The sequence below is a fragment of the Pseudooceanicola algae genome (assembly GCF_003590145.2).
Lineage (GTDB): Bacteria > Pseudomonadota > Alphaproteobacteria > Rhodobacterales > Rhodobacteraceae > Pseudooceanicola > Pseudooceanicola algae.
In genome coordinates, this window is sequence record NZ_CP060436.1 from 1790716 (window position 1) to 1816836 (window position 26121).

Consider the following 26121-nt stretch of genomic DNA (forward strand, 5'->3'; position numbering starts at 1 on the left):
ACGTACGGTCCCCTCGACTCGAACAGGGAATTGCCCGCTTAACTAGCTGCATTAAAGCTGGAATTGGGCAGCATGACTTACGGACCGGGTCAGGAAACGCCACGAGCGAAACTGCGAAAGTTTCGTCTTGATGGCGTCGACACTGTCAGGAGGAGGACACCATGACATATCACTTCACGTTCCGCGGGCTTGCCAGGCCTCTGGCCGGGGTCTGCGCTGCCGCGACCCTGCTGATCGGCGCGACCGGGGCCAGCGCGGCCACCTATCGGTTCGCCACCAATGTCTCGGATGACAGCACCGCAGGCCAGCTGATTCAGGAATTCGCGGATTCGGTCGCGGAAAAGACCGAAGGGCGCGTCACCTTCAAGCTGTTCAACAACGGCGTGCTTGGCGATCAGCCGCAGTATTTCCAGCAGATCCAGAAAGGCGTGATCGACGCCGGGCTGCTGAATTCGGGCACGTTGGAAAACGTCCTGCCGACCGTCGGGGTGCTGAACCTGCCCTATATCGTGCGCGACACAGCCGAATACGAAATGGTCATGACCTCGCCAGAGGTGCAGGAAGAACTGTTCAAGGACGCCGCGGAAAAGAACTTCGCCCCGCTCGGCTTCATCGCCTCGGGCTTCCGGTCGATCTACACGACCGAACCCGCCGAAAGCATGGCCGACCTGAAGGGCCGCAAGCTGCGCTCCATCGCCAGCCCGACCTATACCGAGATGCTGCGCCTATTCGGGGCCGTGCCCACCCCGCTGTCCTTCGGCGAACTTTATGCCGGTCTGCAGCAGGGCGTCGTTGACGGCGCCGAAGGTGGCCTTGGCGGTCTTTATGTCGCGAAGTTCGGCGAAGTGGCGAAGTACGCCCTGAAGACGAACCAGACCCGGCTGAGCGATTTCGTGGTCACCTCGACCAAGTTCCGCGAAAAGGTCGGCGCCGAGGATCTGGAGATCGTCGAAGCCGCGTTTGAGGAGGTCAGCCTGAAATCCATCGCCTTCGCCGACAACGTCGAAGCCGAACAGCTGCAAAAAGCTGTCGACGAGATGGGCGTCACGGTGGTCGATGTCGACATCGCCCCCTTCATCGCGGCGGTCGAGCCGATGTATACGGAAGCCCAGAGCGATCCCGACAAGAAGTCGCTGATCGAGACCATCTTCGCAATCGAAGACCGGTCCTTCTGATCCCTGCGGTCCGGTATGACGGCGCCCCGACGGGCGCCGTCCCCACCTGACCCGATGTCGCCGGAGGAGCAGACATGACCGAGACCGTACTCAATCCGGCGCAGGCCGGATATCTCGACCGTTTCAGCCGCGGCATCGGTAAGATCATCACGCTGGTGCTGGCCCTGCTGCTGGCCGCCATGGTGGTGGCGATCGCCTGGCAGGTCCTGGCCCGCTATGTCCTGAATGCCCCCAGCATGTATTCCGAGGAATTCCTGCGCTTCAGCCTGGTCTGGCTGGGGTTCATCGCGGCGGGCTACGCCTTTGCGACCCGCAGCCACCTGAACCTGCCGTTGCTGATCGAAATGCTGCCGACGCGCGGCCAGACCTTCATGGCCTTCTTCAATGCGCTTCTGACCCTGACCTTCGGCGTCGTGCTGGTCTACGGGGGCTGGTCCAGCATGACATCGAGCGGCGGCATGATGACCCCGATGCTGCAGATCCCGACAGCAGTCCTGCAATCGGTGGTCGCCATCAGCGGCGTCATGATCGCGGCGACGCAAGCCTCCTACATCCTCTCCCGTCTGCGCGCCGCCCCCGCGATCTGGCCCATCCTCGTCACGGCAATTCTGGTCCTGGCCGTGATCGGCTCCGGCATCGCCCTGCTCTGGCAATCGGCATGGATGATGAACGCCGTCTCGGACAACCTCGAGGTCGTCTCGGCGCTGGTCCTCTTCATCACCTTCCTGATCTTCCTGCTGATGGGCAGCCCGATTGCCATCGGGCTGGCCTTTGCCGGCATCCTGACGCTAGGGCTGCAACTCGACCTTGCCTCGGCCTTCAGCACCGTGGGCGAGACGATGTTCAACGGGCTCGACAGCTTTGGCTTCCTGGCGTTGCCCTTCTTCATCCTGGCCGGGAACATCATGAACGCCACCGGACTTGCGCGGCGCCTGATCGACTTTGCCATGCTGGTCGGTGGGCGTATTCCGGGCAGCCTCTGGCAGGCCAATGTGCTGGCCAACATGCTGTTCGGCACCCTGTCGGGTTCCGGTATCGCGGCGGCGACGGCCATCGGCGGCATCATCAACCCGGTGGCGCGTGAAAAGAACTACGACATGGCCATGACCACGGCCGTCAACGCGGCCTCGGCCCCCACGGGCATGCTGATCCCGCCTTCGGGCGCGCTGATCGTCTATTCGCTGATCACCGGCGGCAGTGCCTCGATCATCGCCCTGTTCATGGCCGGTTACATGCCCGGTCTGATCATGGGCGGCGCGGTGATGTTCGTCGCCTGGCGCTATGCCCGGCGCCACGGTTACAAGCCCGAGGTGACTTCGGTCGCCCTCGGCGACGCCATGCGGGTCTTCCTGCGGGCGGCGCCCAGCCTGCTGCTGGTGGTCATCGTCATCTCCGGCATTCTCGGCGGCGCCTTCACAGCCATCGAAGGCTCCGGCATTGCGGTGGTCTATTCGCTGGTGCTGGCGCTGGTCTATGGCGGGCTTAACCTGTCCAAGCTTTTCGACATCCTGGTGCAAACCGCCATCGTCTCCGGCATCATCCTGTTCCTGATCTCCTGCTCGACGATGATGAGCTGGTCGATGACCTTTGCCTCGATCCCCGACACGGTGGGGCAGCTGCTGACCTCGATCAGTGAAAACAAGTACGTCATCCTGCTGATGATCAATGTGGTGCTGCTGGTCGTCGGGGTTTTCATGGACATGTCGCCCGCGATGCTGATCTTCACGCCGATCTTCTATCCGGTGGTGACGGCGCTCGGGGTCGATCCGGTGCATTTCGGGGTGATCCTGGTCTACAACCTTTCGCTCGGGGTGGTGACGCCGCCGGTGGGCACGGTGCTGTTCGTTTCCTGCTCGATCAGCGGTGAAAAGATCGGTGACGTGCTGCGTCCCTTCCTGCCGATCTTCGCGCTGCAACTGGCCGGGCTGATTGTCGTGACCTTCATCCCCGCCGTGACCATGTTCATCCCGCGGCTGTTCGGCCTGTGACAGGTCCAGCGACCGGCACGGCCGTGCTCTGGGACGAGGGCGGTGGCCTGCATGGCACCAACCCGCTGGCCGGTCAGCGGTTTGAAACCCGCGCCGATCTGGTTCAGGCCCTTGCCCGGCTGGTCGCGCCCCTTGCCCCCTACCGGTCTGCGGGCGGCGCACGTCTGCGCCTGTCGCCCGCCGCGGCTTGCTTCGACGGTGCGGCGGCGGACCTGGAAGGGTTCGCCCGCCCGCTCTGGGGGCTGGCGGCGGCGGCCGCCGGGGGGGACGCCCTGCCCGACTGGCCGGTTCTGCGCGCCGGTCTGAGCAACGGCACCGATCCCGCACATCCCGAATACTGGGGCGATCCCGGCGACCTTGATCAGCGGCTGGTGGATCTGGCGGCGGTCGGTTTTGCGCTGCTCACAGCGCGGGCCGATCTCTGGGATCCCCTGCCCCCGGTCGCGCGGGCAAATGTCACCCGGTATCTGCAACGCGCCACACAGGGCCGCGCCTCGGCCAACAACTGGATGTTCTTCCGGTTGCTGATCGACGCCGGTCTGCGCGCCGTGGGCACGCCGGTGCCTGCCAATGCCGGTCAGGCTGAACGCGACGGGTTGGAGGCCCTTTACCTTGGCGAGGGCTGGTATCGCGACGGGCCGGGCCGGCGGGTCGATCACTACACCGGCTTCGCCTTTCACACCTATGGGCTGCTGCTGCATCACCTGGCGCCGGAAACGGACCGGGGCGCGCACCTGGACCGCGCCCGCCTTTTCGCGCCGCAATTTGCCGCCTGGTTCGATGCCTCCGGGCGTGGCCTCGCCTATGGGCGCTCGATGACCTACCGCTTTGCCATGGCGGCTTTCCTTGGCGCCTATGCGCTGGCCGACCCGGACCCGGTGCTGCCCTGGGGCGTGCTGAAGGGGCTGGTGCTGCGACACCTGAGGTGGTGGTCCGGCCTTCCCATCGCGGACCGGGACGGTGTGCTGCCTGTCGGCTATGCCTATCCCAACCCCGCGATGGCTGAAGATTACAATTCACCCAATTCCTCTTACTGGGCGCTGAAGGCGTTTCTTGTTCTGGCGATGCCCGACGATCACCCCTTCTGGCGAGCCGAGGAATTGCCGCTGCCCGCGCCGGCGACCACGGAAAAGCAAGCCGCGCCGGGCCTGCTGATCGCCAGCACCGGCGGCCAGAAGGTCGCGCTGGCGAGTGGACAGGAATCCACCAATTTCCGCCACGGGGCCGAGAAGTACGCGAAATTCGCCTATTCCACCCGCTTTGCCTTTGCAGTGGAAACCCGCGAGGCGGGGCTGAACACGGCCTCCCTTGACGGGATGCTGGGGGTGCAGGCCGAAGGGCGGCCCTGGCGGATACGCGATGGGGTGGTCGAGGCCCGTATCGGGGACCGGGCGATCGCCAGCCGCTGGCAGGCCTATGACGATGTGACCGTCGAGACCTGGTTGCTGCATGACGGCGACGGGCATCTGCGCCTGCACCGGATCGACAGCGCGGTACCGATGGATACGGTCGAGGGCGGCTTTGCAGTGACGCGGCGCGATGGCACCCGCGACCTGCAACGGCACGAGGCGGGGTTCGCTGACGTCACCTCGACCGCGACCAGCCTGATCAGGGGGCTGGACGGGGCGGGCCGCAGAGGCCGCGTCCATGGTCCCGCCGCCAATACCCATCTGCTGTTCCCCCGTGCCTGGGTGCCCCAGCTGGTCGGGCGAATCCCGGCCGGCCAGACCCTGCTGGTCAGCTATTGCGCCGCCGGCGATGCGCCCTGCGACAGGCCGGACGCGATCCCGGCACCCGACGACCTGTTCCCCCTCTGGGAGGACATGCAGCCCATCGGCGCGCTGAGCGGCGCGCCCTTCCTCTGACCTGCCCGCCGTTTCGGAGCTTTCATGACCCTTTCCCTGCCCCCCCTCACCGGCACGACCACCCCCTCGGGCTTCTGGCTGGACGATCCGCAGCACCGCAGCTGGCTGAAGCAGGACGCGCAGCGCCAGCTTGATTTCTTTCGCCCCAGCCTTGGCGCGGAGGGCTGGCTGGAACAGCTCGACACCGCCGGCCACCCCCGCCCCGGCGTCCCGCAGGAACTTCACGCGGTCTCGCGGCTGGTGCATTCCTATGCACTTGGCAAGCAGTTCGGCGACAGCGGGTCGGAGGCGATCATCGACGCCGGTATGCAGGCGCTCTGGACCCGGCATCGCGACCCGCTGCACGGCGGTTACCTTTGGGCGGTTGACCGCGGCGGTATCACCGATGACGTAAAGCTTGCCTATGGGCAGGTCTTCGTGCTGCTCGCCGCCGCCTCGGCAAAACAGGCCGGACACCCCGAGGCCGATCGCCTGCTGGCCGATGCCTGGGAGGTGCTCGACAGCCGCTACTGGGACGATCAGGCGGGGCTGTTCCGGGACGAATATGCCCGTGACTGGACGCCGTTTTCGACCTATCGCGGCATGAATGCCAACATGCATGCGATCGAGGCCATGCTGACCGCCTATGAGGCGACGGACCAGTCCTTCTTCCTTGAGCGAGCGGGCCGGATCCTCGAGTTCTTCAGCGCCCGCATCGCCCCGGCGCATGGCTGGCGCCTGCCGGAGCACTACACCGAAACCTGGGCGGTCGATTCGGAATATGCCGGCAACCCGATGTTCCGCCCCGCCGGGACGACACCCGGCCATTCGCTGGAGCTTGGCCGGCTGCTGATCCAGCACTGGGACCTTTCCGGCCGGCAGGACGACAGCGCCCCGGTCCGGGCGCGCCAGCTGATCGAACAGGCCCTTGCGGATGCCTGGCGGGACGACGGCGGGTTCGTCTACACCCTTGATGCCGCCGGCCGCCACGCGATCCGGGACCGCTACTGGTGGCCGGTCAGCGAAGGCATCGGCGCGATGGCCACCCTGATCAAGCTGGAGCGCAAACCCGGGGACGAGCTTTGGTATCGCCGCCTCTGGGACTACGCCGCGACGCGATTTGTCGATGCAGAGCGCGGTGGCTGGTACCCGGAAATCGACGAAAGCGACCAGCCCTGCGAAACCCAGTTTCAGGGCAAGCCCGACATCTATCATTCGCTTCAGGCCGCGTTGTTCCCGCTGGTGCCGCGCCTGTCGCGGATCGCCTCGGGCCTCGCGCCCCAGACCTGACCTATCGCGGTGCGGCCGCGGACGCCCCGGCGCCCGGCCCCATCACCCTGCTGCTGAAAGGAACAGACATGCCCCTTACCCTGTCCATCCTCGACAAGACCGGCGTCGAACGCGCCCGCGCCGAAGGCCCGAGCGAGGTCGTTCTTGTCGCCGACCTCGACTATGCGCCCGGTGACACCATCCTGCTGACCGGCGCGCAGCCCGGCAGCCACCTGATGCTGGCCCTCGATCAGGGCATGGCGCCCGCGCTGGTCTATTTTGTCGGGCCAGAGCTGCGCTATCCGGTGCCCTTCGGGGATGATCGCATCCCCTACCCGCCCGGCCTGTTCAGGGATGCGCGCCACCGCCTCTGGGTGCGCGAAGCCCGCGCGGCCGAGGTCGGCCAGCGGCGAAACCTGGCACTGAACCCCTGGGATGCGGCCAGTGTCAGCGGTGTCTTCCCCCATGGCACCGCCAATGTGGAAACCCGCGGCGAAGCAGTCTTTGCGGCGCGCAATGCGCTGGACGGAGAGGCCGCCAATCACGACCATGGCGTCTGGCCCTTTACCAGCTGGGGCATCAATCAGGATCCGGAGGCCGCCCTGACACTGGACTTCGGGCGTGAGGTGGTTCTGGACGAAATCGGCCTGCGCCTGCGTGCCGATTTCCCCCATGACGCCTGGTGGCAGGCCGCCAGCCTGGTGTTTTCCGACGGCAGCGAGGTCACGCTGGACCTGAAGAAGACCGCCGAGACACAGTATTTCGCCCTCCCGCCGCACAAGGTTACCTGGCTGCGGCTCGAACGGCTGATAAAGGCCGATGATCCCTCGCCCTTCCCCGCCCTGACCCAGATCGAAGCCTGGGGCGTCTGACCCTCCCCGACGCCCCGCCAGAGCGATGCTGTGGTGGTCGCGACAGCAGCGGATGAATTCCCACGCGCTGGTGGAATCCACGGCCCGGAAGCCCTGACGACGGACACGCACTCGGTTCAGCGGATATGGCAATGCCCCGCGCCCTGATTGCAGCGGCGCGAGGCACATCGGTCAGATCAGCACACCCGCAATCGCGGATGCGGACAGCAGGTTGTCACGCTCAGTTCCGCGCAGGCGGCGCGGCGGCTTTCAGGGCACTGTCGAGATCCGCTTCGCTGACGGCATAGCCCGCGCCGCCGAGGCAGCTTGCGATCTTGGCCGCATCCGGGCGCGACGGCCGCTGACCGGCTTCGGAGGGGGCATCCATGCAATTGGTCAGCGCCTCTGTGGGCACGCCCACTTCTGACGCCAGGGCGCTGAAATCCGGTTGCGGCGGCTGGGGGCGTTGCTGCTGCGCGTTGGCGCCGCTCACGGAGACAAGGCAGGCCATGAGGGCGGCGGGAATGGCTTGGTAGATCTTCATCTTCACTAGTCCTGACTAAGGTTAGGCAATCCACGCCCCGCATTTCCTGCAGAGCGTTCAAATGCCTAAACGGGGCCCGGCCAAAGTTCTGTCGCAGAAAAATCCGGCCGTCCTTTGCGGTTGCGTGCCACCCGGAACGTCTCGGCAATATGGGTGACGGACCTGCCCTCCCCGCCCCGACAGGGCGCGAGAGGCGCGATCAGATGCGCCCCGAAAAAAAGTTCGACGGAATCTCGCAAGCCATACGTAGTATGGAAAGCAGGACCCGAACCCATTCTGATCAAGGAGCGCCCGACCATGGCCCTAGCCAGCCGAGCCGCCGTATCTATACTTGCCGGCCTCGCAGCCGTCCCCGCGACAGCCCACGACGATCCGATCCATGCAATCGAAGGCTTCTTTTCCGAGGCCAATATCGTCTCCGGCCCCGAGATCGTGGAGTGTACCCTGTCAGGGGGTACCGAGACGTCCTGTTTCTCGATCACGGTCAAACCCGAGCCCACGGGCTACACCCCCGGCCCCTGGTGCCCCACCAATATCGCGGACGGCGCGGACAAGGGCGGGATCTGGTTCGTGGATGGCGGCATCGCGGATGTGGACGGGGATTTCATCACCCGGCTGGCCGAGCTTTACGGCGATACCGAATGGAAGCTTTACGACGATGACACCGGCGAGGTCCGTTACACCGGCACGCTGGCCGCCTGCGAGGCTGCCGCACGTCCCGACGTGGACCCCGATTACAACAATTACTGCGTCCAGTGCCTGCCGGAATACGTCGCCGAAGACACCGCGGTCACCTATGTGATCCCGATGACCCCGGCGCTGATGGACAGCCCCGCCCAGACCACCCGCGCGGGGTCCGGCCTGGCCTGGAACGGCATCCGGCTGGACGGCCCTGCGCCGGTGGATGCCATCCTTGGCGCCCATACCATCGCCCCCTTTGATGATTGCGGCGGCCATGTGAACACTCATGTCGGCTATCACTACCACGCGGTCACGACCTGCCTCGATGACGCCCCCGGCGCCACGACCGAAGTTGCCGCGAAGGACAGACAGATCGGCATCGCCATGGACGGGCTGCCGATCATGGCACATCGCGACGACCTGGTGGATCAGCTGGACCAGTGCAACGGCATGACCCCCGACGGCGGCAGCTATCGCTACTATGCGGGGGAGCCCGGCTCCAATGCGATCCTCGGCTGCCATGTGGCCGAGGTAGGCTGCACGCTTGAGGACGCCGGGGGAACCTGTGATGCGACCATGACCCATGCCGGCCCGCCCCCCGGAGCCGGTCAGGACGGTCCCCCTCCGCCGCCGATGAACGACTGACCAACGCGCGCTGCCCCCGACCCGGGGGCGGCCGCATCATCCTGACGGCCAGCGTCCGGGTGGTTCGCCGCCGGTAGGCAGGTCCCGGCCCTGACGGATGTTTCCCCATCCGCCGGGCCTTTTCGACACCGTTCCCCACACCGCCAAGATACGTATTTTTCATGTCCCTGACCTGCCGCCGGGTCAGCCCGGACCCGTCACCGCCGATGCCGCGCATCGACGGAAGGGCGCCGGGGTCGAACCAAAGCAGGCTTTCCCGCCTCCATGGCCCGGCCCCCCGCGTCATACCCGGCAGGCGCTGCGGGCGCAGTATCGGGAAAACAGATGGCAGACTTCAGAAATTTTCAATTTTTCTGTTGGGCTCTCTCCTTCAAAGATTGCGGTACACCCAAGGAGGAGCCCTATGAAACTGTCATTCTTCACGATGCCGATCCATCCCGTGGGCAAGCCCTATGCCAAAAGTCTGGCAGAGGACCGGGAAGCCTTCCTGCTGGCCGACAAACTGGGATACGCCGAAGCCTATTGTGGAGAGCACACCACCGACCAGGCCGAGATCATCACGTCCTGCGTCGCCTTCCTGGCCAGCCTTGCCTATGAGACCAAGAACATCCGTCTTGGCACCGGCACCGTGAACATGCCCAATTCCCACCCGGCGCGGATCGCGGCCGAGGTGGCGATGCTCGACCACATGCTGGAAGGGCGGCTGAACTTCGGCATCTCTCCCGGTGGGTTGATGTCGGATGCCGAGGTCTTCGGCAGCATCGACAAGGACCGCAATGCGATGTTCGTCGAATCCATCAACATGGTTCTCGACATCTGGGCCGGCGAGGCCCCCTACAACCTCAAGGGCGAATTCTGGGAAGTCTCGACCGAGCGCACCATGATGCGTGACATCGGTCAGGGCGATATCATGAAGCCCTACCAGGACCCGCATCCCCCCATCATCGGCACCGCCGTCGCGCCCTTTTCCAAGGGGGTCACGGCCATGGCGGAACGTGGCTGGCAACCGATCTCGGCCAACTTCCTGCTGCCGAAATGGGCCGCGACCCATTGGCCGAAATTCGTCGAGGGCTGCGAGAACGCCGGGATCACGCCGGATTACGCCGACTGGCGCGTGGCCAAGAACATCTGCGTTGCCGACGACATGGAAACCGCCCGCGCCTATGCCCGCGATCCTGGCAGCCCCTATGTGCTTTATTACAGCCAGTTGCTGACGAAACTGCGCTCCGGTGGGCGTCTGAACCTCTTCAAGGAGGATCAGAACATGGCGGATGATGACGTCACACTGGATTACGTGCTGGATCGTCTGGTGATCCACGGCGATCCGCAATCGGTCGCCGACAAGATCCTTGCCCTGCGCGAAGAGACAGGGCCCTTCAAGCACCTCGTCTACGCCGGGCATGACTGGACCGACTATGATCTGGGCCGCAAGAGCATGATCCTGATGGGTGAAAAGGTCCTGCCGATCCTGACCGAAGCCACCAAGTCCGAACCCCTGCACGCCGCTGCGTGACCTGGGGCCGCCGGGGGCACGCCCCCGGCCATGAAAACAGAAAAACGGGGCGCCATTCAGAATGGCGCCCCGTTTCCTATGTGCAGTGGCTGGCGTCTGGTACCCGGCTGCTGCCCCCGGGGAATTAATTCTTCCCGACATGGGCCGCTCAGGCCGCTGCCCCTCCCCGCCTCGGGCCCTTGGGCCTGAAACAGCCTATCCGCACCCCGGCACCCGTCGAAGGGCACCGGGGCGCGGGTTTCTTCTACATCAGGTTATAGGGCAACCAGGTGCTCAGCGCCGGGAAGACCAGCACCAGGATCGCCACCACGAGGATCAGGATCCAGAAGGGCACCGAGCCGCGGAAGATGTCGCCAAGCGTGATGTCGTCTCCCGGGGCCGCCGCCTTGACGGTAAAGACCAATATCCCGAAGGGCGGCGTCAATAGCCCCGCCTCGATGATCAGGATGCCGAAGATCGCGAAGGCCAGCGGATCGATCCCCAGGGTCGTCGCGATCGGAGAGAAGATCGGCACCGTCAGCAGGATGATCGAGGTCGAGTCGATGAACATCCCCAGCACGATCCAGACGGAAAAGATGATCGCCACGATGACGGCCGGGTTTTCGCTGATCGACAGAAGCATGTCCCCGATCAGTTGGGTCGCGCCACCCATGGCCAGGAACCGCGAATACATCGAGGCGGTGATCAGCAGGATCATGATCGGGGCCGTGGTGCGCCCGGCGTTGTAGATCGCCTCGATCACGTCCTTGCGCGTCATGCCCTTGGCCAGCCCCAGAAGGAAGGCCCCCATGGTGCCGAACCCCGCAGCCTCGGTCGGGGTCAGGAACCCGCCCCAGATGCCGCCGATCACGACGGCGATCAGACCCAGAATCGCCAGACCACCATTCATCTGCCGCCGCAGGGCCTTTTGGTCCGCTTCGCCGTGGATGGGCGCCGGTTGCAGCGGGGCCTTGTCGGGGTTGCGGATCGCATAGATCACGCAATAGCCGCAGAACCCGATGGCCAGCAGCAGGCCCGGCACCAGTCCGGCGACAAACAGCGCGCCGATGGATTGCTCTGTCAGCACGGCCCAGACGATCATCAGGATCGACGGCGGGATCAGCATCCCCAGACAGGCGCTGCCTGCCACGGTCCCCAGCGAGAACCGCTTGGAATAGCCAAGCGCGACCATCTCGGGATAGGCGATGCGCGAAAAGGTCGCCGCCGCCGCGATGGAAACGCCGGTGATCGCCGCGAAGATCGCATTGCCCGCGACGGTCGCCACGCCAAGACAGCCGGGCAACCGGCGGAAGGCGCGGTTGCACAGCCCGTAAAGATCATTGGCCGAGCCTGAACGGCTGACGAAATCCCCCATGAGAACGAACAGCGGGATGATGATGAAGACATCCTTGCGCAGGGCCTCATAGGCGGTGGTGCTGAGGATCGACAGGCCGATGTCGAAACTGCCCAGCATCCAGAAGACGCCAAAGAAGCTGACCGCGCCAAGGGCCACGGCCAGATGCACCCCCAGGAAGACCAGCAGCATCAACAGGCCCAGAACGGCGAAAATGGTAAGTGTCATGTCAGGTCCGCACTGTTGAGAGGTTTCCGGGGCGCAGGATCAGACGACCCCGGCCCTCTGAGATCGGCGATCATCATCGACACATAAGCCAGCGCCGCGAAGGCGCTGCTGCCGACAAGCAGGAAGCGGACAGGCCATGTGTAGATCCGCATGGCGCCTTCGCCTTCGTACTCTCCCAGCCGAATCGCGGTGAAGGCTGCCGGCAGCGACGCATAGGCAATCGCGGCGAACAGCAGCGCGCCAAGCGCCCAGGCAAAGACCCGCATCACCAGCGCAGCCCGCGGCCCCAGCGCATCCAGAAGCAACGTCGTGCGCAGCATCGAGCCGGAATAGATCGCCAGCGGAAGTTGGAGGAACGTCACCGCAATGACGGAGTTCTGAAGAATTTCCTTAGTTCCGGCAATGGGATGCAGGAAAAGCGTCCGCCCCAGCACATCCGCTATGATCAACACGGCCAGAAGGAAAACCCACCCAGCCGAGAGTATATGCGCCCATCGCGCTAGTGTTACCTGAATTTTCATCACCCCTCCTCGGTGCCCTATGGCTTTGGTTGGGCCAGCCTAGGTCCCGTGCAGCCCGCGCACAAGATTTCTGTTTATCGGTTGATAATTTAATGCAACAGTCGGGAACAGCTCAGCGTTTCGGAGGACCTGCCTGCGTCGCCCGGAACAACCAGCCGGCACTATCTCATAAAGGGGAGGAGATATTGAGATGACCAGAAACACAGGCCTGACGGCAACGTTCACGGGGGTTGCACTTGGGGTCACATTGCTGGCCTCTGCGGCCCATGCGGACCGGTTCACGTTCCGCATCGGATCGGGCCACCCGAAGGGGCCAGCGCCCTATGTGACCACCATGTCGGATTTCTTCGTCGCCGAAGTGAAACGGCGCGCGGCAGAAGAGACCGATCATTCGGTCAACTTCATCGAATCCTACGGCGGCGGTATCGCCGGCGTGTCCGAAACACTGGAAGCGGTGCAGACCGGCCTGCTTGATTTCGGCGGCTATTGCGTCTGTTTCGAGCCGTCGAACCTTTATCTGCACAACTTCCCGTATTTCGAACCCTTCGGCCCGCAATCGTCCTCCGAAGCGATCGCGGCGGTGCGGGTCGTCTACGACCAGAACCCCTGGCTGTCGGATGTCTTCGAAGAAGAATTCGACCAGCAATTGCTCGGCCTCGGCGCCTGGGACAATTATCACCTTGGCACCACCAAGGAATGGAAGACCATCGCGGACCTCAAGGGCGTGAAGATCGGTGGCGCAGGCCCGAACCTGCCCTGGCTGGAATATGCCGGCGCAGTGCCCGTGCAATCGAGCCTGCCCGAAGGCTACATGGCGATGAAGACCGGCGTCTATGACGGCTGGCTGATGACGCCCGCAGGCTACAACGGCTTCAAGTACTATGAACCCGCGCCCTACTATACGCTGATCGGGTATGGGGCGATGCCGGTCGTGGTCATGACCGCGAACAAGGCCAAGATGGCGGATCTGCCGGACGATCTGCGCACGATCATCGAAGAGGTCGGGCGCGCATGGGAAGATCGCAACGGCGTGGCCATGGATGAAAGCCAGGCGGCCGGTCTTGCGGCGCTGAAGGAAAACGGCGCGATCATCACCGAACTGCCCGCGGACGTGCGTGCTGAATGGGCCCAAAGCCTTGCCGAACTGCCCCGCAAGAGCGCCATGGAAGCGGACGAACGCGGCATGCCCGGCACCAAGGTCATGCAGGACTTCATCGATGCGGCAAGCGCTGCCGGTTATGAATGGCCGGTGGAGTACGACCTCAACTGATCGGGCGGCGCTGATTTGGCTGACACGATCGGGCGAAGCGCGGGGGGTATCGGGTTTCCTGATACCTCCCGCGCGTAGATGTAATTTCAAACTTCGACCCTCCTGCCCTTAGCCTTGGGGGCAGGAGGAAGTTCAGATGCCTCCGCCTTTGGGAGGAGGCCATCATGAAACTGGGATACCTGTTCGTCCCGCCACGGGGATCGCGCACCCGCGGCCCCTTGAGCCAGGACACCGGGCGGGCCCTGGTGGCGCAATCGCTCGGGTTTGCGGAATTCTACGCGGCGCCCGCGCAGGCCGCCGGTGCAACGGGCGACCTGTCCGGCGCCGAAACGCTGCCCTTGTTGCAAATCCTGCCCACCCCGGTCTCTGCGCCGATCCCGAAACTTGCCCTGGTCGATTGCGCCCGCAGCGGCGAACTGGTGCGACCGACAGGCCCGCTGACGGCGCCGCAGGCGCGTGACGACGTGGTACTGGGCCAGTCGCTTGCCGGGCACCTGCCCTTTTCCGTCAGCTGGGTGGGGGCCGACATGCTGTCTCGCCACTGGTCGACCCATGTCACCGCCTGCACCTATGCCGCGCGCAAGGCCTGCCCGGCGGACTGGCGCGTCGCGCGCACGGTCCTGATCGACAAAGACGCCGGATTGGCCGAGGCTATGGTAAAGGCCCCCGACAGCCCTTGCCGCGCCTATTATGCCGCCCTGCTTGGCCCAAAGGCCGACGATGCCACCATAGAGGCGCTGATCGACACCTGTGTCCTGTTCGGCGACCCGAACACTGTGACGCGCAAACTCGACCACCTCCGCCAACTTTCCGCAGATTTCGGCACGCTGGTGATGATCGACCACGGCTGGGCGGATGCGGCGCGGGCAAGGACCTCCATGGCGCTTCTTGCAGAGGCCGCACACAAGCACTTCGGCACGCCCACCCAACCGGCAGTCCGGCTTGCTTCGGCCTGAACAGGACAATCGGCGCGGGTGGCGCCCTCGTAACTTATCAGGCGATAAGTTGATGGACTGAGGCCGGGAAATACTGTCTGTTGGGGCGGGTACAACGCAACTGACGGATCTCTCGTGGCCACAATGAAGCAAAGCAAGCCCTCGGATGCCACGGCACCTGTGCGCAAGCGCTTGTCGCCCGAAGTGCGGCGCAGCGAAATCGTGCGGGCCGCGATCACGCTGTTCTCGGAAAGCGGCTTTGACGGCAGCACCCGCGACGTGGCGCGCCGCGCCGGTATCACGCAGCCGCTGCTGTATCGCTATTTCCCCAACAAGCAGAGCCTGATCGAAGCGGTCTACAGCGAGGTCTTTCTGGAAACATGGGACGCCCGCTGGGACGCGATGCTGCAGGATCGCACCCGCCCCGTCCGCGACCGGTTCCAGAGCTTTTACGAGGCCTATACCGAAACCGTGTTTCAACCGGTCTGGTTGCGCCTGTGGTATTTCGCCCTGCTGCGCGACGCCGAGGTCCATGATTGGTACCGCGAAGTCGTTCAGGAACAGATCCTGAAGCCGCTGGTGCGCGAACGCCGCATGGAACTGGACCAGGGCCAGGATTTCGCCGTCACCGCGCAGGAGCTTGAGGTGCCCTGGCTGCTGCACGGCGGGTTGCTGAACTACGGATTGCGCCAGCAGGTTGCAGGCCGGCTGGACACCGAAAGCCGCACCCGCGTGATCGGCGAGGCGCTGGACATGTTCATGCTGCACTCCGCCGACCGGCCCCCCCGCCCGGCGGAGTGACCGTCGGCGCGGCGCTTACGCCCGGGGCTGGGCCAGGTCGCTGTCGGACAGATGCGCCACGGTTTCGCCCGTCGCGGCAAAGGTGCGGGTGACCGCGCCAGAGGCATAGATGAACATCATCAGGACCGGTTCCGAGCCGACGTTATGGAAGCAATGCACCGTGCCCTCGGGGATGAAGGCGACCTCCATCGGACCGACGGGATGGCGCGCGCCGTCGAATTCCGCTTCGGCCTGCCCTTCCAGTATGATGATCTGTTCGTCGCAATTGTGACTGTGCATCTGGACCGAGCGCCCGACAGGCAGCGTCGTGGTGCCGGTGGTGACATCCGCCTCACAGCGCCCTTTCGAGCAGAACAGCCGCGTGGTGACGCCATTGCCCCGGTCATGAGCGGGGATATCGGGCGTGTTGAAGATGCGGGCGGTCTTGGTGTTGGTCATGGTCAAAGCTCCAGCGTCGCAAGGCCGGCGTCCTGCGCGACCTGGTTCAGGGATTTCAGCAAGACGGGCGGACAGGGAATGCCATTGGCCCGCCGGTCACTGCGCAGCGCCAGCGCCCGGTCTCCGGGCAGGCGGATCGCGTCGAAGTCGGGCCGGGTGGCCGAGGTCGTCAGCTCGGTCCGGATCTGGTCGACTTGGCGCTTGAAAAGCTCCGGCGCGCCAAGGGCCTTGAGGTCGATTACAAGGATCGACTGGCCCGTGTTCGTCGGGGTCACGTCGTCGGCGTTGAAATCCACCAGATCCCGGCCAAGCGCCGCGCCGTTCAGCGTGCCCGCCAGCAGACCGATCATCAACGCCAGCCCATAGCCTTTCGGCCCGCCGATGGGCAGCAGTGTCCCTGTCCCCGATTGCGCCGGATCGGTCAGCGGCTTGCCTTCCGCGTCGATCATCCAGCCTTCGGGCAGGTCCTGCCCAAGGGCGGCGGCCATCTTGATCTTGCCATAGGCGGCGTTGGTCGTCGCCATGTCCAGCAGGACAGGCCCGCCTTCGCCGCCGGGCACGCCGATGGCGATGGGGTTTGTGGACAGCAGGGCCTCGGTTCCGCCCCAGGGGGCCATGTGATTGGCGCTGCCGACAGCCATGTAGATGCCGATCATGTCCTGCGGCACCGGGCGCATGGCCCAGACCCCGGCGGCCCCGGCATGGTTGGAATTGTGGCACCCGACCCAGGAAACCCCGTGATCAGAGGCGCGCGCGATGGCCTCGTCCACGCAGCGGCGCACCACCAGATGCCCCATGGCGGAATCGCCATCCACGCGGGCCAGCCCGCCCTTGCTGCGGTCGACCCGGATGTCGGGCGTCCGGTTGAAACCACCGGCCTTCAGACGGTCGATATAGCGGGCAAGGCGAAACAATCCGTGGGCGTCGGCTCCGTGCAGATCGGCCTCGATCATCATTTCAGCAACCACCTCGGCATCTGCCTGCGGCAAGCCATGACGCGCCAGAGCAGAAGCGACGAAGGGCTGAAGAACCGAAAGCGGCAGCCTTGGAACGTCGGGTGAGGTCATGCGAATTCCCTTCTCGCCGGAGATCTTCTAACTCTTATATAAGAGTCGAAGGGCAGGCCCGTCAACGGGGGTCGGCAAAGGGTTTTCAGCGCCGGTCTACGAGGTAATCGTGGGCTGACGTGTTGCACAGGCTGCGGCGCCATTCGACCGGTGTGCGCTCTGCCTCGAAGGCCAGGCGGTCGATTTCCAGCAACGGCGTGCCGGGGGCGATCTCCAACAGCTCTGCATCCCCGAAGCTGGCCGCCGCCGCCCGCAACCGTTCCTCGGCAGAGGTCACGGTCCGACCGTAGCTACGTTCGTAATGGCGGAACAGGTGGTCGGGCAATGCGCCGCCCTCGCCCAGACCGGGCAGGACGGCTTCGGCCACCACGATCCGTTCCAGAATCGTCGGGCGGTCCCGCAACAACCGGACCCGCAGCAGGCGCCGCACCGGACTTTGTGGCGGCAAGGCAAGGCGGTCAGCCTCTGCTTGCGTGGCCGCGCCGATTTCACAGGACTCCAGCCGGGCGGGGGGCAATTCGTGCTGCCCGTCATGGCCGATCATGTTGAAGAACAGGAACAGCGACCGGCGATCCTCGATCTCCGGGACGAAAGTGCCAAGACCCTGACGTCGGGTCAGCAGACCTTCGTCGACAAGGCCGTTCAGCGCGCGGCGCACGGTGCCCTGGCTTACGCCAAGCTCGGCGGCAAGCTTCATCTCGCTGGGGATCATGGCGCCGGGGGGATAGACCTTTTGCAACAGGCGCTGGCGCAATTCGCCATCGACCATTTCATAAAGCGGCACCTGACCGATCCTGCGGGGCGCCCGCCCGCGCGGCGCCATCAGCGCCCCCTCGAGGCCGGGCAGGAAGGCAAGGCGCGACGCATGATCAGTTTCCCCTGCATGACGGAACATAGGCCGGACCTGTCTAGCGCGGCGCCCTGCCCCATGCAATTACGCAGCCGCATCACGCGAAAGGCCGCCCCAGGGGAGGGAGGGTCCCACGGGCGGCCTTTCTGCAGGTCGACGTCAGGCGTTCAGGAGGCCATGACCTGCAATTGCTTCAGGGCTGTATCAACCTCTCGGACACGCTCTGCGTTGTCCGTGGCGACCGACCCATCCGCGTTGTGGAACGAGTTCTCGAACCCCACACGGGCCTTGCCGCCAAGGCGGGCAGCCTCGACCAGGCTGGCGGTTTCATCCGCCCCGAAGGCGCAGACCATCCAGTCGAAGGTCTGCCCCTCTGCCCGCTTGAGCTCATCGAGGTATTCGGACAGGGCAAAGGCGTTGAGGCTGCCATCGGCATAGGTGCCGCGCACCAGCTGAATCAGGTGGTGCTTACCGGGAATGTGGCCGTTTTCCGTCGCGATGACGAAGCCCTGCACCTCTTGCGGGCTGTAGAGGATATGCTGGATCTCGACCCCCTCTTCGGCCGCCCAGTCGTAGAATGCATGGGCGGCGGGCCAGTCGGTGGGCTGGCGCACGATTTCGCGCAGGGCGACAGAGACGTAGCGCGGCTTCAGCTTGCGCATCATGGCGCGCTGCGCCTCGGCCTCGTAGCGCCCGGCAGATTCCGACGTCACTTGCAGGTAGGTGTCGGGCAGATCCGATTCCAGCCGCTCGAGCAGGGCACGATAGCGGCCCGCGTCCAGCAGATGCACGCCCTGGGCGTCGCGCAGATGCAGGTGCAGGCCATCCGCCCCCGCCGCCACGCAGCGCTTTGACGTCTCGACCAACTCGTCGTCCGTCATCGGAAGCGCCGGGTGGTCGGCCTTGGTTCGCCGCGCCCCGTTGGGCGCAGACATCAGCCGGGGGAGCGCCCTCATAGAGCCTCACCCATTTCCGCGAAGCGCCCGCGATGGAACAGCAGGGGCGCGACATCCTGATGGTCGACGCGCAGAACCCGTCCGATGAATATCTCGTGGTCGCCGCTGATGATCCGCTTTTCGGTCCGGCATTCCAGCGTTGCCAGCGCGCTGCGCAGCACCGGCACCCCATAGTGGCCGGCCCACCAATCCACGCCGGAAAACTTGTCTTCGGCGGGATTGCAGAACCGCATTGTCTCGTCCTTGGCGCCCGCCCCCATGATGTTCACGGCAAACCCGTCATGGGCGCAGAAGGCCTCGCGGGACGGGGAATTCAGCCCGATGCTCCACAGGATCTGCGGCGGATCGAGCGAGACGGACGAGAACGAATTGACCACCAGGCCGACGGGTTTCCGGTTTTCGCCAAGCGATGTCACCACGGTCACGCCGGTTGCAAAGCAGCCGAAAACGTCCCGCAGGAGCCGGGCATCGATTTGATCAAGTTCAGTTTCTTCAGACATGCTTTTTCCTTCCTCTTCGTCGCTTGCCCCAGAATATGAGCGGTTGAAGCATCAGGACAATTAATATTAGACTGTGGCAGATAGAAGAAAAGTGGATAGCCGGTCATGAAGCTTCAGCAATTGCGTTATTTCGTTGCGGTCTTCGAGCAGGGCTCGTTTTCGGCGGCCGCCGAGAAGGTCAATGCAACCCAGTCCGGTCTGTCCATGCATGTGGGCCAGATCGAAAAGCGCTATGGCGTGGTGCTGTTTTCGCGCAGTTCCTCCGGTGTCAGCCCGACCGAAGCCGGGCGGTCCTTCTACCGCGAAGCCGTGAAGGTCCTTGCGGCGGCCTACCGCGCAGAGGATCGCATCCGGTCGCTTTCCAAATCCGTGACCGGGCATATCCGGGTCGGCCTGATGCCCACCTTTACCCGCGCGGTGCTGACCCCTGCCCTGCTGGAATTCGCAGAGGAATATCCCGAGGTTCGCCTGTCGATCTCGGAAGCCTATTCCGGGGCGCTGGCCAATGACGTGACCGAAGGGCGTCTCGATTTCGCGGTTGTCCCGGCCTCCTTTGACTTAGGCGAAATGCTGGTGGCGACGCCGATGGGTCAGGATCGGGAATGCCTGGTCTGCGCTGCCGGGCGCGAATTCCCCACCACGCCGGATGGCGTGCGCCTGCGGGATCTGCCGCCGCAGAAATTCGTCCTTCCCGGCCAGGGCAATGCGCGGCGCCATCGGATCGACGCCTACCTTGGCCAGAACCAGATCGAGGTGCTGGAACGCCTGCAACTGGACACGATGCACGGCACGCTCGGGCTGGTGGGGCAGTCGGACTGGGTGTCCATCCTGCCCGGTATCCTTTGCCTGCCCGATCTGGACGGCACGCGCCGCCGCGTCGTGCCGCTGGCCGATCCCGCCCTCACGGTGGATTATCTGCAGATCGAACACGCCTCGCGTCCGCTGAGCCAGGGCGCACAGGCCTTTGCCGACATCCTGCAGAAGGAACTGACCCGCGCGCTCGGGGTCGCGCCTGTCAGCCGGAACCCCGACCGGTCCGCCCTGCGCAGTATCGTCGCCACGGCCTGAGCCGAGCTGACCGCCCATGGGGGAGATGCCTTTGGCGCCGCCTCACCGGATCTGGATGGCAACGGGCGAAGGCCATCAGTAAATCTGATAGGCGCTGAAATTTTTAATCATTTCTTTTATGCCCCGTCGGGCGTTAGCGTTTTCTTAGGGAACGCCGAAACCCTTGCTAAGCAATTGATCTGCAAAGACGTCACCGCGATGCGCGCGCCACGTCGTACCACAGCGGATCATGACCGCGGCCAGGGGCGTTGCACGGGTTCGGACCGCGGGCCCGGTTGCCATTGATTACGGGAATGCACATGACTTCTATCCAACTTCACTCCTCCGTTCATGGGGCGGCCGATGCGCCCGTCCTGCTGCTGCTCAACAGTCTCGGCGCGACGGAGGCCATGTGGGAGGCGCAGATCCCGCTGCTGAGCGGCCATTACCGGGTCATCACTTGCGACACGCGCGGCCACGGTCAAAGCCCGGCCCCCGAAGGCCCCTATGCCTTTTCCGATTTCGTCGATGACGCGCTGGCGGTGCTGGATGCCCATGGGGTTGAAAAGGCCTCTGTCCTGGGTCTGTCGCTTGGCGGGATGACCGCCCTTGGTCTGGGCCTGAACCACCCCGACCGGATCGAACGGATCGTCTGCTGTGCGGCGCGTTCCGACGCGCCAGAGCCTTTCGTGCAAAGCTGGCACACCCGGCTGGCCAAGCTGGACGAAGGCGGCGTCGAAGCGGTCTGGAACGGCACCGTCGGCTTCTGGCTGAGCGAAGAAACCCGCGCCGCCCACCCCGAGCGCGAAGCGGCGCTGCGCGACGGCTTCCTGCGCACCTCGCCCACCGGCTATCGCGGCTGCGCCCATGCGCTGATGGAACTCGATTACCTGCGCCACCTCGGCAAGATGACCGTGCCCGCGCTGTTCGTTTCCGGAGAGAACGACGGCGGCGCCTCCCCTGCAACGATGGAAGAAATGGCCGCCGCCTGCCCCGGATCGCAATATGCCTGCGTCAGCGGCGCCAAGCACGTCATCAACGTTGACCGGCCGCAGGACTTCGCCCTCGCGATCGGTGGCTTCCTCGAACTGGATACCGAGTAATCCCGATGAGACCGACTGATCGCACCAATCCCGCTCCCGCTGCGCCCCGCGCTCAGAACGGCTCAGGCCGGGCCCTCGGCCCGGCGGCAGGTGGGCGTGTCGGTTGATCGGACATATGCTTCCGATCCTGGGACCAATAGGAATATTGGTCCTGATCGGCTACGCGATGGGACGCGGCGCCACGGGGCTGGACACCCGGACGCTCAGCACGGTCGTCGTGATGGTGGCAGCGCCCGCGCTGATCTTCAGCAGCCTGACTTCGTTGGAGATCACACCGCAGGCGGTGGTGGCAATCTCGGGCGCGGCGGCGCTGTGTCTGGCAATCTCGGCCCTTCTGGCCGCTTTGGTCCTGAAACTGACGGGCGGGTCCCTGCGCAGCTTTCTTCCGGTGCTCATGATGCCCAATTCGGGCAACATGGGACTGCCCCTGGTCATGCTGGCTTTCGGGGACGCGGGACGGGAGCTTGCCGCGGCCTATTTCGTCGTCGTCGCCCTGGCCCAGCATTCCATCGGCATGTCGATCTATGCGGGCAGTTTCAAGGTCGGCACCCTGCTGCGTCAGCCGCTGATCTATTCGGTCCTGCTGGTCGTGCTGGTGCTGACGACGGGGATAGACGTGCCCCCCGTCATTGCCACGACGGCCGAGATGACCGGCGGCATGATGGTCCCCGCCATGCTGCTGTTGCTTGGTACATCGCTGGCGCGGCTGCGGGTGGCGGATCTGAAATCAGCCGTCGTCCTGGCCTTCGGGCGGCTGGCGATCGGGGTGATCTCGGCCATCTGCGTGATCTGGATTCTCGGGCTCGAGGGGATGCCCGCGGGCGTCGTTTTCCTGATGGCGACCATGCCGACGGCCATCGTAATCTACGTTTTCTCGGAACGGTACAACCGCGATCCCGAACGCGTGGTCGGTGTCGTCGTGGTTTCAACCCTGCTGACCTTTGCCTGCCTGCCCGGCCTGACCTGGATTGCGCTCAGGATGGCGGGCGTCGCCTCCTAGGTCAGAATCGTTCCCCTGACGACGGATCGGTGGCGAAACCGGAATTACGAAAAATTGGGTGACCAATCATGAAAAAGAAGCCGAAATAATACCAGTCAATAACCTGATTTAAAACGAAAAAAAGATGCGGTGGAAACGTAGAAGATTTATGTTGAATGGAAGGAATGGCTGACCAAAGTTGATCGAAGCTGCGCTCTGCCCGACCACCGGCACGCGCGGTTCAACGGATTGGAGGATCCGTCTGCGGGAAAGCCCCCGCATCACATCAAGGGAGGAGACATCATGACAGACGACAGGAAACACCTGACCCGCCGTGCGATTCTGGCGCAGGGCGCAAGCGCGACCGGCCTGGCGGCCATGGCCATCACCATGCCCGGCATGGCACTTGCCCAGAACTTTCCCCGCCGGCCGGTGACACTTGTGGTGATGTATGCCGCGGGTGGCGGCACCGATGCCATTATGCGCAAGCTGGCCGATGAAATGGCCCGCGCGCAAGGCTGGACGATCAACGTGGTCAACAAGCCCGGCGCGGTCGGCGGCGTGGCGACGCAATATGTCTCTGCAGCACGGCCCGATGGCTACACGCTGCTGGGGGCGGCCAATTACAACCGCTTCGTGCGAGTCCTGGGCCATGCCGATTTCGTGCCATGGCAGGACTGGCTGCCGATGAAGGCCGCCGATGCGCCCGCCAGCTGGTCGGTGCGCGCGGATTCCCCCTTCCAGACCATGGAAGACGTGATCGAAGAGGCAAAGGCCAACCCCGGCAAACTGACGATCTCCACCTCCGGCACCGGTGGTGTCTGGCACGAAGTCTCGCTGATCATCGCCAACATGGCCGGGATCGAGATGAAATACGTCCCCTACAAGGGCGGCAAACCGGCCACGCTGGCCGGGCTTCAGGGCGAAACCGATGTCGCCGGCGGCGGTCTGCATGAACATATCGACCTGATCCGCAGCGGCGAATTGCGCAATCTCTGCCACGCCAGCACCAGCGACATCACCCTGGATGACGGCAAGGTCCTGCCCTCGATCGGCGGGATCATCCCCGAGGCGCAGAAGATCCTGCCCGTCGGTGCCACCTACAACTTCATGGTGCCGCGCAATCTGCCGCCCGAAGTCCTTCAGCAGCTTGCCGACGCCTTCCGCGCGGCCGCAACCTCTGACGGCTTCAAGGAGATGATGGAGCAGAACTTCTTCCAGCCCGGTCTGCTTGTCGGCGAAGAAGCCGACCGTCAGGGCGCGCTGATGGAGACCATCACGGCCGATATCTTCAACAAGAACCAGGACGCCATCGGCGCCGAGGTCCGGACCGCCGAGGAACTTGGCCTGCCCGCGCCCGAGGACTTCGATTCCTGGTGGCCGCCGCAGGGCTACACCCCGCCGCCGATCAGCTGATTGCCCCCGGCCCGGGTTGCGATGGCCGCCCGGGCGCATTCCCTGCTTCAACTAACCAGCCGAAGGCTGGCACCGGAGGTGCCATTCATGACTTCCCCTGTTTCGGACGACATCAAGTTCGAAGGCGAGGACGCGAACGCGGGCGACGCCGCCCCGATCCTCGACATCATCGCGGCCGGAGCCCTGATCGCCACGGCCATCGTGGTCATGGTGGCCTCCCTGCGTCTTCCCGTACCGGGATCTGCGCTGACCGCGCCGGGGTTGCTGCCCTTCATGGCTGCGGCATCGCTGGCGGTCATGGCAATCGTGCTGGGGCATTCGGCAATCCAGCGCCGGCGCGTGACCGGCGCGTCTTCGGAACAGCTTTTCGGTGATCTCGAAGAACAGATGCGGATGCTGGTGCTGGCCGGGATGGTCGGGGCCTACATCCTTGCGCTGCAGCTTCTGGCCTTTCAGGTCTATTTCGACATCGCTGGTATCCCCTTCGTCTTTTCGGCCTTCCAGCCCGTCAGCTTCATCGCGCTTGCCGCCATCATGCATGTCTTCTGGCGCGGCCCCCTGTGGACCAAGGCGGCGATTTCCGCCGGATGGACCCTGGCGCTGACACTGACCTTCCAGAAACTCTTCAACATTCCACTGCCGGGCGGATTCTGAGCCATGATTGACGCATTCCTCCAACTCATGTCTCCGATGCTGCTGATCATGACGCTTGCCGGGGTGTCGCTCGGCATCATCTGGGGCGCCCTGCCGGGGCTGTCGACGACCATGGCCATGGGCCTGCTGATCGGCCTCTCCGCGGGCATGTCGCAGGACCTGGCCATCTGCTTCATGATCGGCGTCTATACCGGTTCGGTCTTCGGTGGCGCGATCTCGGCCATCCTGATCAACATCCCCGGCACCCCCGACGCGGTGCCCACGATGATCGAAGGCCACCAGTTGGCGCAACGCGGCGAAGGCGGCCAGGCGCTTGGCATGTCGATCACCGCCTCCTTCATCGGCGGGACCCTGGGCATCCTGCTGCTGGTCCTGTTCATTCCGCTGATCCTCAGCTTCGCCCTGAACTTCCGCTCGTGGGAGATGTTCTGGCTGGCCGTCATCGGCATCATGGTCTCGGGCTCCATGGCCTCGGGCGAGATGCCCCTGAAGGGCTGGATCGCGGGCTGGATCGGTATCCTGATCGCCCTTGTCGGCCTGGACGAGATCCACGCGGTGCCGCGTTTCACCTTCGGCAGCTTCATGCTGTTCGACGGCATCAGCTATGTCGCCATCCTGATCGGCCTCTTCGGCTTTGCCGAGATCCTGCGCACCCTGCCCTCGCGCTCGGCCCCCACCATCCCCAGCAAGGTCGGCCGGGTCTTTCCGCCGCTGCGCCAACTGCTGCGCTTCACCCCCGCCGCGACCCGGTCGGGCATCCTGGGCGCGCTTATCGGGGCCGTGCCGGGTGCGGGCGCCAACGTGGCCTCCTTTCTTGCCTATGACATCGGCCGCCGCCGTGCCTCGCCCGAGGAACAGGCGAAATGGGGCAAGGGCAGCTATCAGGCGCTGGTCTGCGCGGAAACATCGAACAATGCCAATATCGGCGGGTCGATGCTGCCCACGCTGGCGCTCGGCATTCCGGGCAACGCGGCTGCTGCCGCGCTGCTGGCTGCGCTGACGCTGAAGAATGTCAGCGTCGGGCCGACCATCCAGATCGACCACCCCGGCCTGATCTACTTCATCTACGGCGCGCTGCTGCTGGCCAACATGATGATGTTCGGCGCCGCCTTTGCCCTGATCAAGCCCTGCGTCAAGCTGTTCAGCCTGCCGCGCGGCGTGCTGATGCCGCTGATCATCCCGGTCTGCATCATCGGCGCATGGTCGGTGAAGCTGTCGATGTTCGATGTCTGGATCATGTTCGGCGCCGGTATCTTCGGCGTGCTGCTCAGCATCTTCCGCTTCCCGGTCGCCCCGATCGTGCTGGGTGTCATCCTGGCCCCGCTTGCGGACGAGAACCTGCGCCGCGCGCTGCTGGTCTTCGAGGACAAGAGCCTGGGCTTCGTGATGTCGCAATGGATCGGGACGGTCCTGATGCTGGCAGTGCTGTTCGTGGTGGTGGAAGGGATCCTGCGGGGTCTGCGCAGCCGCCGGGAAAAAACCGCTGCCCTTGCGGCGGAATGACGATGAAAGA

Annotated in this window: 24 protein-coding genes; 16 read left to right on the plus strand and 8 right to left on the minus strand. The window is 64.6% G+C overall.

Features of this window, described 5'->3' with window-relative positions:
- The first annotated feature begins 161 nt into the window (after positions 1-161).
- From dctP to PSAL_RS08460, 5 genes are all read left to right on the plus strand, one after another.
- Positions 162-1175: a TRAP transporter substrate-binding protein DctP gene (gene dctP, locus PSAL_RS08440; RefSeq protein WP_119838982.1), complete on the plus strand. Its 1014-nt coding sequence runs from the start codon at positions 162-164 to the stop codon at positions 1173-1175.
- Positions 1176-1249: 74 nt separating this feature from the next.
- A complete protein-coding gene (locus PSAL_RS08445) occupies positions 1250-3163 on the plus strand; it encodes a TRAP transporter large permease (protein ID WP_196941922.1) in 1914 nt (637 codons plus the stop codon).
- A complete protein-coding gene (locus PSAL_RS08450) occupies positions 3160-5028 on the plus strand; it encodes a DUF2264 domain-containing protein (RefSeq protein WP_119838983.1) in 1869 nt (622 codons plus the stop codon). Before PSAL_RS08445 ends, PSAL_RS08450 begins: the two co-directional genes overlap by 4 nt.
- 24 nt (positions 5029-5052) lie before the next feature.
- On the plus strand, positions 5053-6297 hold the full coding sequence (locus PSAL_RS08455) for an AGE family epimerase/isomerase (protein ID WP_119838984.1): 1245 nt from the start codon (positions 5053-5055) through the stop codon (positions 6295-6297).
- Positions 6298-6365: 68 nt separating this feature from the next.
- Complete coding sequence (locus PSAL_RS08460) at positions 6366-7148, plus strand: carbohydrate-binding protein (protein WP_119838985.1); 783 nt, start codon at positions 6366-6368, stop codon at positions 7146-7148.
- Between the two features lie 220 nt (positions 7149-7368).
- Here PSAL_RS08460 and PSAL_RS08465 read toward each other — a convergent pair whose 3' ends face one another.
- Positions 7369-7671, minus strand: coding sequence for a hypothetical protein (locus PSAL_RS08465; RefSeq protein ID WP_119838986.1), 303 nt, complete (start codon positions 7669-7671; stop codon positions 7369-7371).
- 297 nt (positions 7672-7968) lie between these two features.
- Between PSAL_RS08465 and PSAL_RS08470 the strand changes: the two genes are divergently transcribed.
- Positions 7969-8997, plus strand: a complete 1029-nt coding sequence (locus PSAL_RS08470; RefSeq protein ID WP_119838987.1) for a YHYH protein — start codon at positions 7969-7971, stop codon at positions 8995-8997.
- A 403-nt stretch (positions 8998-9400) separates the two neighbouring features.
- A complete protein-coding gene (locus PSAL_RS08475) occupies positions 9401-10510 on the plus strand; it encodes an LLM class flavin-dependent oxidoreductase (RefSeq protein WP_119838988.1) in 1110 nt (369 codons plus the stop codon).
- A gap of 244 nt (positions 10511-10754) precedes the next feature.
- On the opposite strand, the gene PSAL_RS08480 is transcribed toward PSAL_RS08475, so the two are convergent.
- Positions 10755-12071 (minus strand): TRAP transporter large permease, encoded by a 1317-nt coding sequence (locus PSAL_RS08480; protein ID WP_119838989.1) that lies wholly within the window; start codon positions 12069-12071, stop codon positions 10755-10757.
- The gene (locus PSAL_RS08485; RefSeq protein ID WP_119838990.1) at positions 12068-12592 is read right to left on the minus strand and encodes a TRAP transporter small permease; all 525 of its coding nucleotides are present in this window, start codon (positions 12590-12592) and stop codon (positions 12068-12070) included. Before PSAL_RS08485 ends, PSAL_RS08480 begins: the two co-directional genes overlap by 4 nt.
- 190 nt (positions 12593-12782) lie before the next feature.
- Between PSAL_RS08485 and PSAL_RS08490 the strand changes: the two genes are divergently transcribed.
- The 3 genes from PSAL_RS08490 to PSAL_RS08500 all read left to right on the plus strand — a co-directional run bounded on the left by PSAL_RS08490 (position 12783) and on the right by PSAL_RS08500 (position 15598).
- On the plus strand, positions 12783-13862 hold the full coding sequence (locus PSAL_RS08490) for a C4-dicarboxylate TRAP transporter substrate-binding protein (RefSeq protein ID WP_119838991.1): 1080 nt from the start codon (positions 12783-12785) through the stop codon (positions 13860-13862).
- A 164-nt stretch (positions 13863-14026) separates the two neighbouring features.
- Positions 14027-14818, plus strand: a complete 792-nt coding sequence (locus PSAL_RS08495; RefSeq protein WP_119838992.1) for a hypothetical protein — start codon at positions 14027-14029, stop codon at positions 14816-14818.
- Positions 14819-14941: 123 nt separating this feature from the next.
- A complete protein-coding gene (locus PSAL_RS08500) occupies positions 14942-15598 on the plus strand; it encodes a TetR/AcrR family transcriptional regulator (protein ID WP_119838993.1) in 657 nt (218 codons plus the stop codon).
- A gap of 15 nt (positions 15599-15613) precedes the next feature.
- Here PSAL_RS08500 and PSAL_RS08505 read toward each other — a convergent pair whose 3' ends face one another.
- The 5 genes from PSAL_RS08505 to PSAL_RS08525 all read right to left on the minus strand — a co-directional run bounded on the left by PSAL_RS08505 (position 15614) and on the right by PSAL_RS08525 (position 19409).
- Positions 15614-16036, minus strand: coding sequence for a cupin domain-containing protein (locus PSAL_RS08505; protein WP_119838994.1), 423 nt, complete (start codon positions 16034-16036; stop codon positions 15614-15616).
- A gap of 2 nt (positions 16037-16038) precedes the next feature.
- A complete protein-coding gene (locus tag PSAL_RS08510) occupies positions 16039-17103 on the minus strand; it encodes an Ldh family oxidoreductase (RefSeq protein ID WP_119838995.1) in 1065 nt (354 codons plus the stop codon).
- Positions 17104-17188: 85 nt separating this feature from the next.
- Positions 17189-17998, minus strand: coding sequence for a GntR family transcriptional regulator (locus PSAL_RS08515; RefSeq protein WP_119838996.1), 810 nt, complete (start codon positions 17996-17998; stop codon positions 17189-17191).
- Between the two features lie 122 nt (positions 17999-18120).
- Positions 18121-18888 carry a 3-keto-5-aminohexanoate cleavage protein gene (locus PSAL_RS08520; protein WP_231388662.1) on the minus strand — a complete coding sequence of 256 codons (768 nt, stop codon included), beginning with the start codon at positions 18886-18888 and terminating at the stop codon, positions 18121-18123.
- A 17-nt stretch (positions 18889-18905) separates the two neighbouring features.
- Complete coding sequence (locus PSAL_RS08525; protein ID WP_119838998.1) at positions 18906-19409, minus strand: flavin reductase family protein; 504 nt, start codon at positions 19407-19409, stop codon at positions 18906-18908.
- 105 nt (positions 19410-19514) lie between these two features.
- Between PSAL_RS08525 and PSAL_RS08530 the strand changes: the two genes are divergently transcribed.
- From PSAL_RS08530 to PSAL_RS08555, 6 genes are all read left to right on the plus strand, one after another.
- Complete coding sequence (locus PSAL_RS08530; RefSeq protein WP_119838999.1) at positions 19515-20477, plus strand: LysR family transcriptional regulator; 963 nt, start codon at positions 19515-19517, stop codon at positions 20475-20477.
- A 299-nt stretch (positions 20478-20776) separates the two neighbouring features.
- Positions 20777-21559 (plus strand): alpha/beta fold hydrolase, encoded by a 783-nt coding sequence (locus PSAL_RS08535; protein WP_196222772.1) that lies wholly within the window; start codon positions 20777-20779, stop codon positions 21557-21559.
- A gap of 115 nt (positions 21560-21674) precedes the next feature.
- Positions 21675-22559, plus strand: coding sequence for an AEC family transporter (locus PSAL_RS08540; protein WP_119839001.1), 885 nt, complete (start codon positions 21675-21677; stop codon positions 22557-22559).
- 282 nt (positions 22560-22841) lie between these two features.
- Positions 22842-23954 carry a Bug family tripartite tricarboxylate transporter substrate binding protein gene (locus PSAL_RS08545; protein WP_119839002.1) on the plus strand — a complete coding sequence of 371 codons (1113 nt, stop codon included), beginning with the start codon at positions 22842-22844 and terminating at the stop codon, positions 23952-23954.
- Positions 23955-24041: 87 nt separating this feature from the next.
- Positions 24042-24608 (plus strand): tripartite tricarboxylate transporter TctB family protein, encoded by a 567-nt coding sequence (locus tag PSAL_RS08550; protein WP_196222773.1) that lies wholly within the window; start codon positions 24042-24044, stop codon positions 24606-24608.
- A 3-nt stretch (positions 24609-24611) separates the two neighbouring features.
- On the plus strand, positions 24612-26111 hold the full coding sequence (locus PSAL_RS08555; protein WP_119839004.1) for a tripartite tricarboxylate transporter permease: 1500 nt from the start codon (positions 24612-24614) through the stop codon (positions 26109-26111).
- The last annotated feature ends 10 nt before the right edge of the window (positions 26112-26121 follow it).

Excerpts from the sequence above, each read along its gene's own strand:
- PSAL_RS08460 (WP_119838985.1), top strand. The coding sequence starts at position 6,366 with ATGCCCCTTACCCTGTCCATCCTCGACAAGACCGGCGTCGAACGCGCC.
- PSAL_RS08495 (WP_119838992.1), top strand. The coding sequence starts at position 14,027 with ATGAAACTGGGATACCTGTTCGTCCCGCCACGGGGATCGCGCACCCGC.
- PSAL_RS08545 (WP_119839002.1), top strand. The coding sequence starts at position 22,842 with ATGACAGACGACAGGAAACACCTGACCCGCCGTGCGATTCTGGCGCAG.
- PSAL_RS08525 (WP_119838998.1), bottom strand. The coding sequence starts at position 19,409 with ATGTCTGAAGAAACTGAACTTGATCAAATCGATGCCCGGCTCCTGCGG.
- PSAL_RS08490 (WP_119838991.1), top strand. The coding sequence starts at position 12,783 with ATGACCAGAAACACAGGCCTGACGGCAACGTTCACGGGGGTTGCACTT.
- PSAL_RS08475 (WP_119838988.1), top strand. The coding sequence starts at position 9,401 with ATGAAACTGTCATTCTTCACGATGCCGATCCATCCCGTGGGCAAGCCC.
- PSAL_RS08555 (WP_119839004.1), top strand. The coding sequence starts at position 24,612 with ATGATTGACGCATTCCTCCAACTCATGTCTCCGATGCTGCTGATCATG.
- PSAL_RS08530 (WP_119838999.1), top strand. The coding sequence starts at position 19,515 with ATGAAGCTTCAGCAATTGCGTTATTTCGTTGCGGTCTTCGAGCAGGGC.
- PSAL_RS08465 (WP_119838986.1), bottom strand. The coding sequence starts at position 7,671 with ATGAAGATCTACCAAGCCATTCCCGCCGCCCTCATGGCCTGCCTTGTC.
- PSAL_RS08510 (WP_119838995.1), bottom strand. The coding sequence starts at position 17,103 with ATGACCTCACCCGACGTTCCAAGGCTGCCGCTTTCGGTTCTTCAGCCC.
- PSAL_RS08485 (WP_119838990.1), bottom strand. The coding sequence starts at position 12,592 with ATGAAAATTCAGGTAACACTAGCGCGATGGGCGCATATACTCTCGGCT.
- PSAL_RS08505 (WP_119838994.1), bottom strand. The coding sequence starts at position 16,036 with ATGACCAACACCAAGACCGCCCGCATCTTCAACACGCCCGATATCCCC.
- PSAL_RS08500 (WP_119838993.1), top strand. The coding sequence starts at position 14,942 with ATGAAGCAAAGCAAGCCCTCGGATGCCACGGCACCTGTGCGCAAGCGC.
- PSAL_RS08455 (WP_119838984.1), top strand. The coding sequence starts at position 5,053 with ATGACCCTTTCCCTGCCCCCCCTCACCGGCACGACCACCCCCTCGGGC.
- PSAL_RS08520 (WP_231388662.1), bottom strand. The coding sequence starts at position 18,888 with ATGTCTGCGCCCAACGGGGCGCGGCGAACCAAGGCCGACCACCCGGCG.
- PSAL_RS08480 (WP_119838989.1), bottom strand. The coding sequence starts at position 12,071 with ATGACACTTACCATTTTCGCCGTTCTGGGCCTGTTGATGCTGCTGGTC.
- PSAL_RS08535 (WP_196222772.1), top strand. The coding sequence starts at position 20,777 with ATGACTTCTATCCAACTTCACTCCTCCGTTCATGGGGCGGCCGATGCG.
- PSAL_RS08515 (WP_119838996.1), bottom strand. The coding sequence starts at position 17,998 with ATGTTCCGTCATGCAGGGGAAACTGATCATGCGTCGCGCCTTGCCTTC.
- PSAL_RS08445 (WP_196941922.1), top strand. The coding sequence starts at position 1,250 with ATGACCGAGACCGTACTCAATCCGGCGCAGGCCGGATATCTCGACCGT.
- PSAL_RS08540 (WP_119839001.1), top strand. The coding sequence starts at position 21,675 with ATGCTTCCGATCCTGGGACCAATAGGAATATTGGTCCTGATCGGCTAC.
- PSAL_RS08470 (WP_119838987.1), top strand. The coding sequence starts at position 7,969 with ATGGCCCTAGCCAGCCGAGCCGCCGTATCTATACTTGCCGGCCTCGCA.
- dctP (WP_119838982.1), top strand. The coding sequence starts at position 162 with ATGACATATCACTTCACGTTCCGCGGGCTTGCCAGGCCTCTGGCCGGG.
- PSAL_RS08550 (WP_196222773.1), top strand. The coding sequence starts at position 24,042 with ATGACTTCCCCTGTTTCGGACGACATCAAGTTCGAAGGCGAGGACGCG.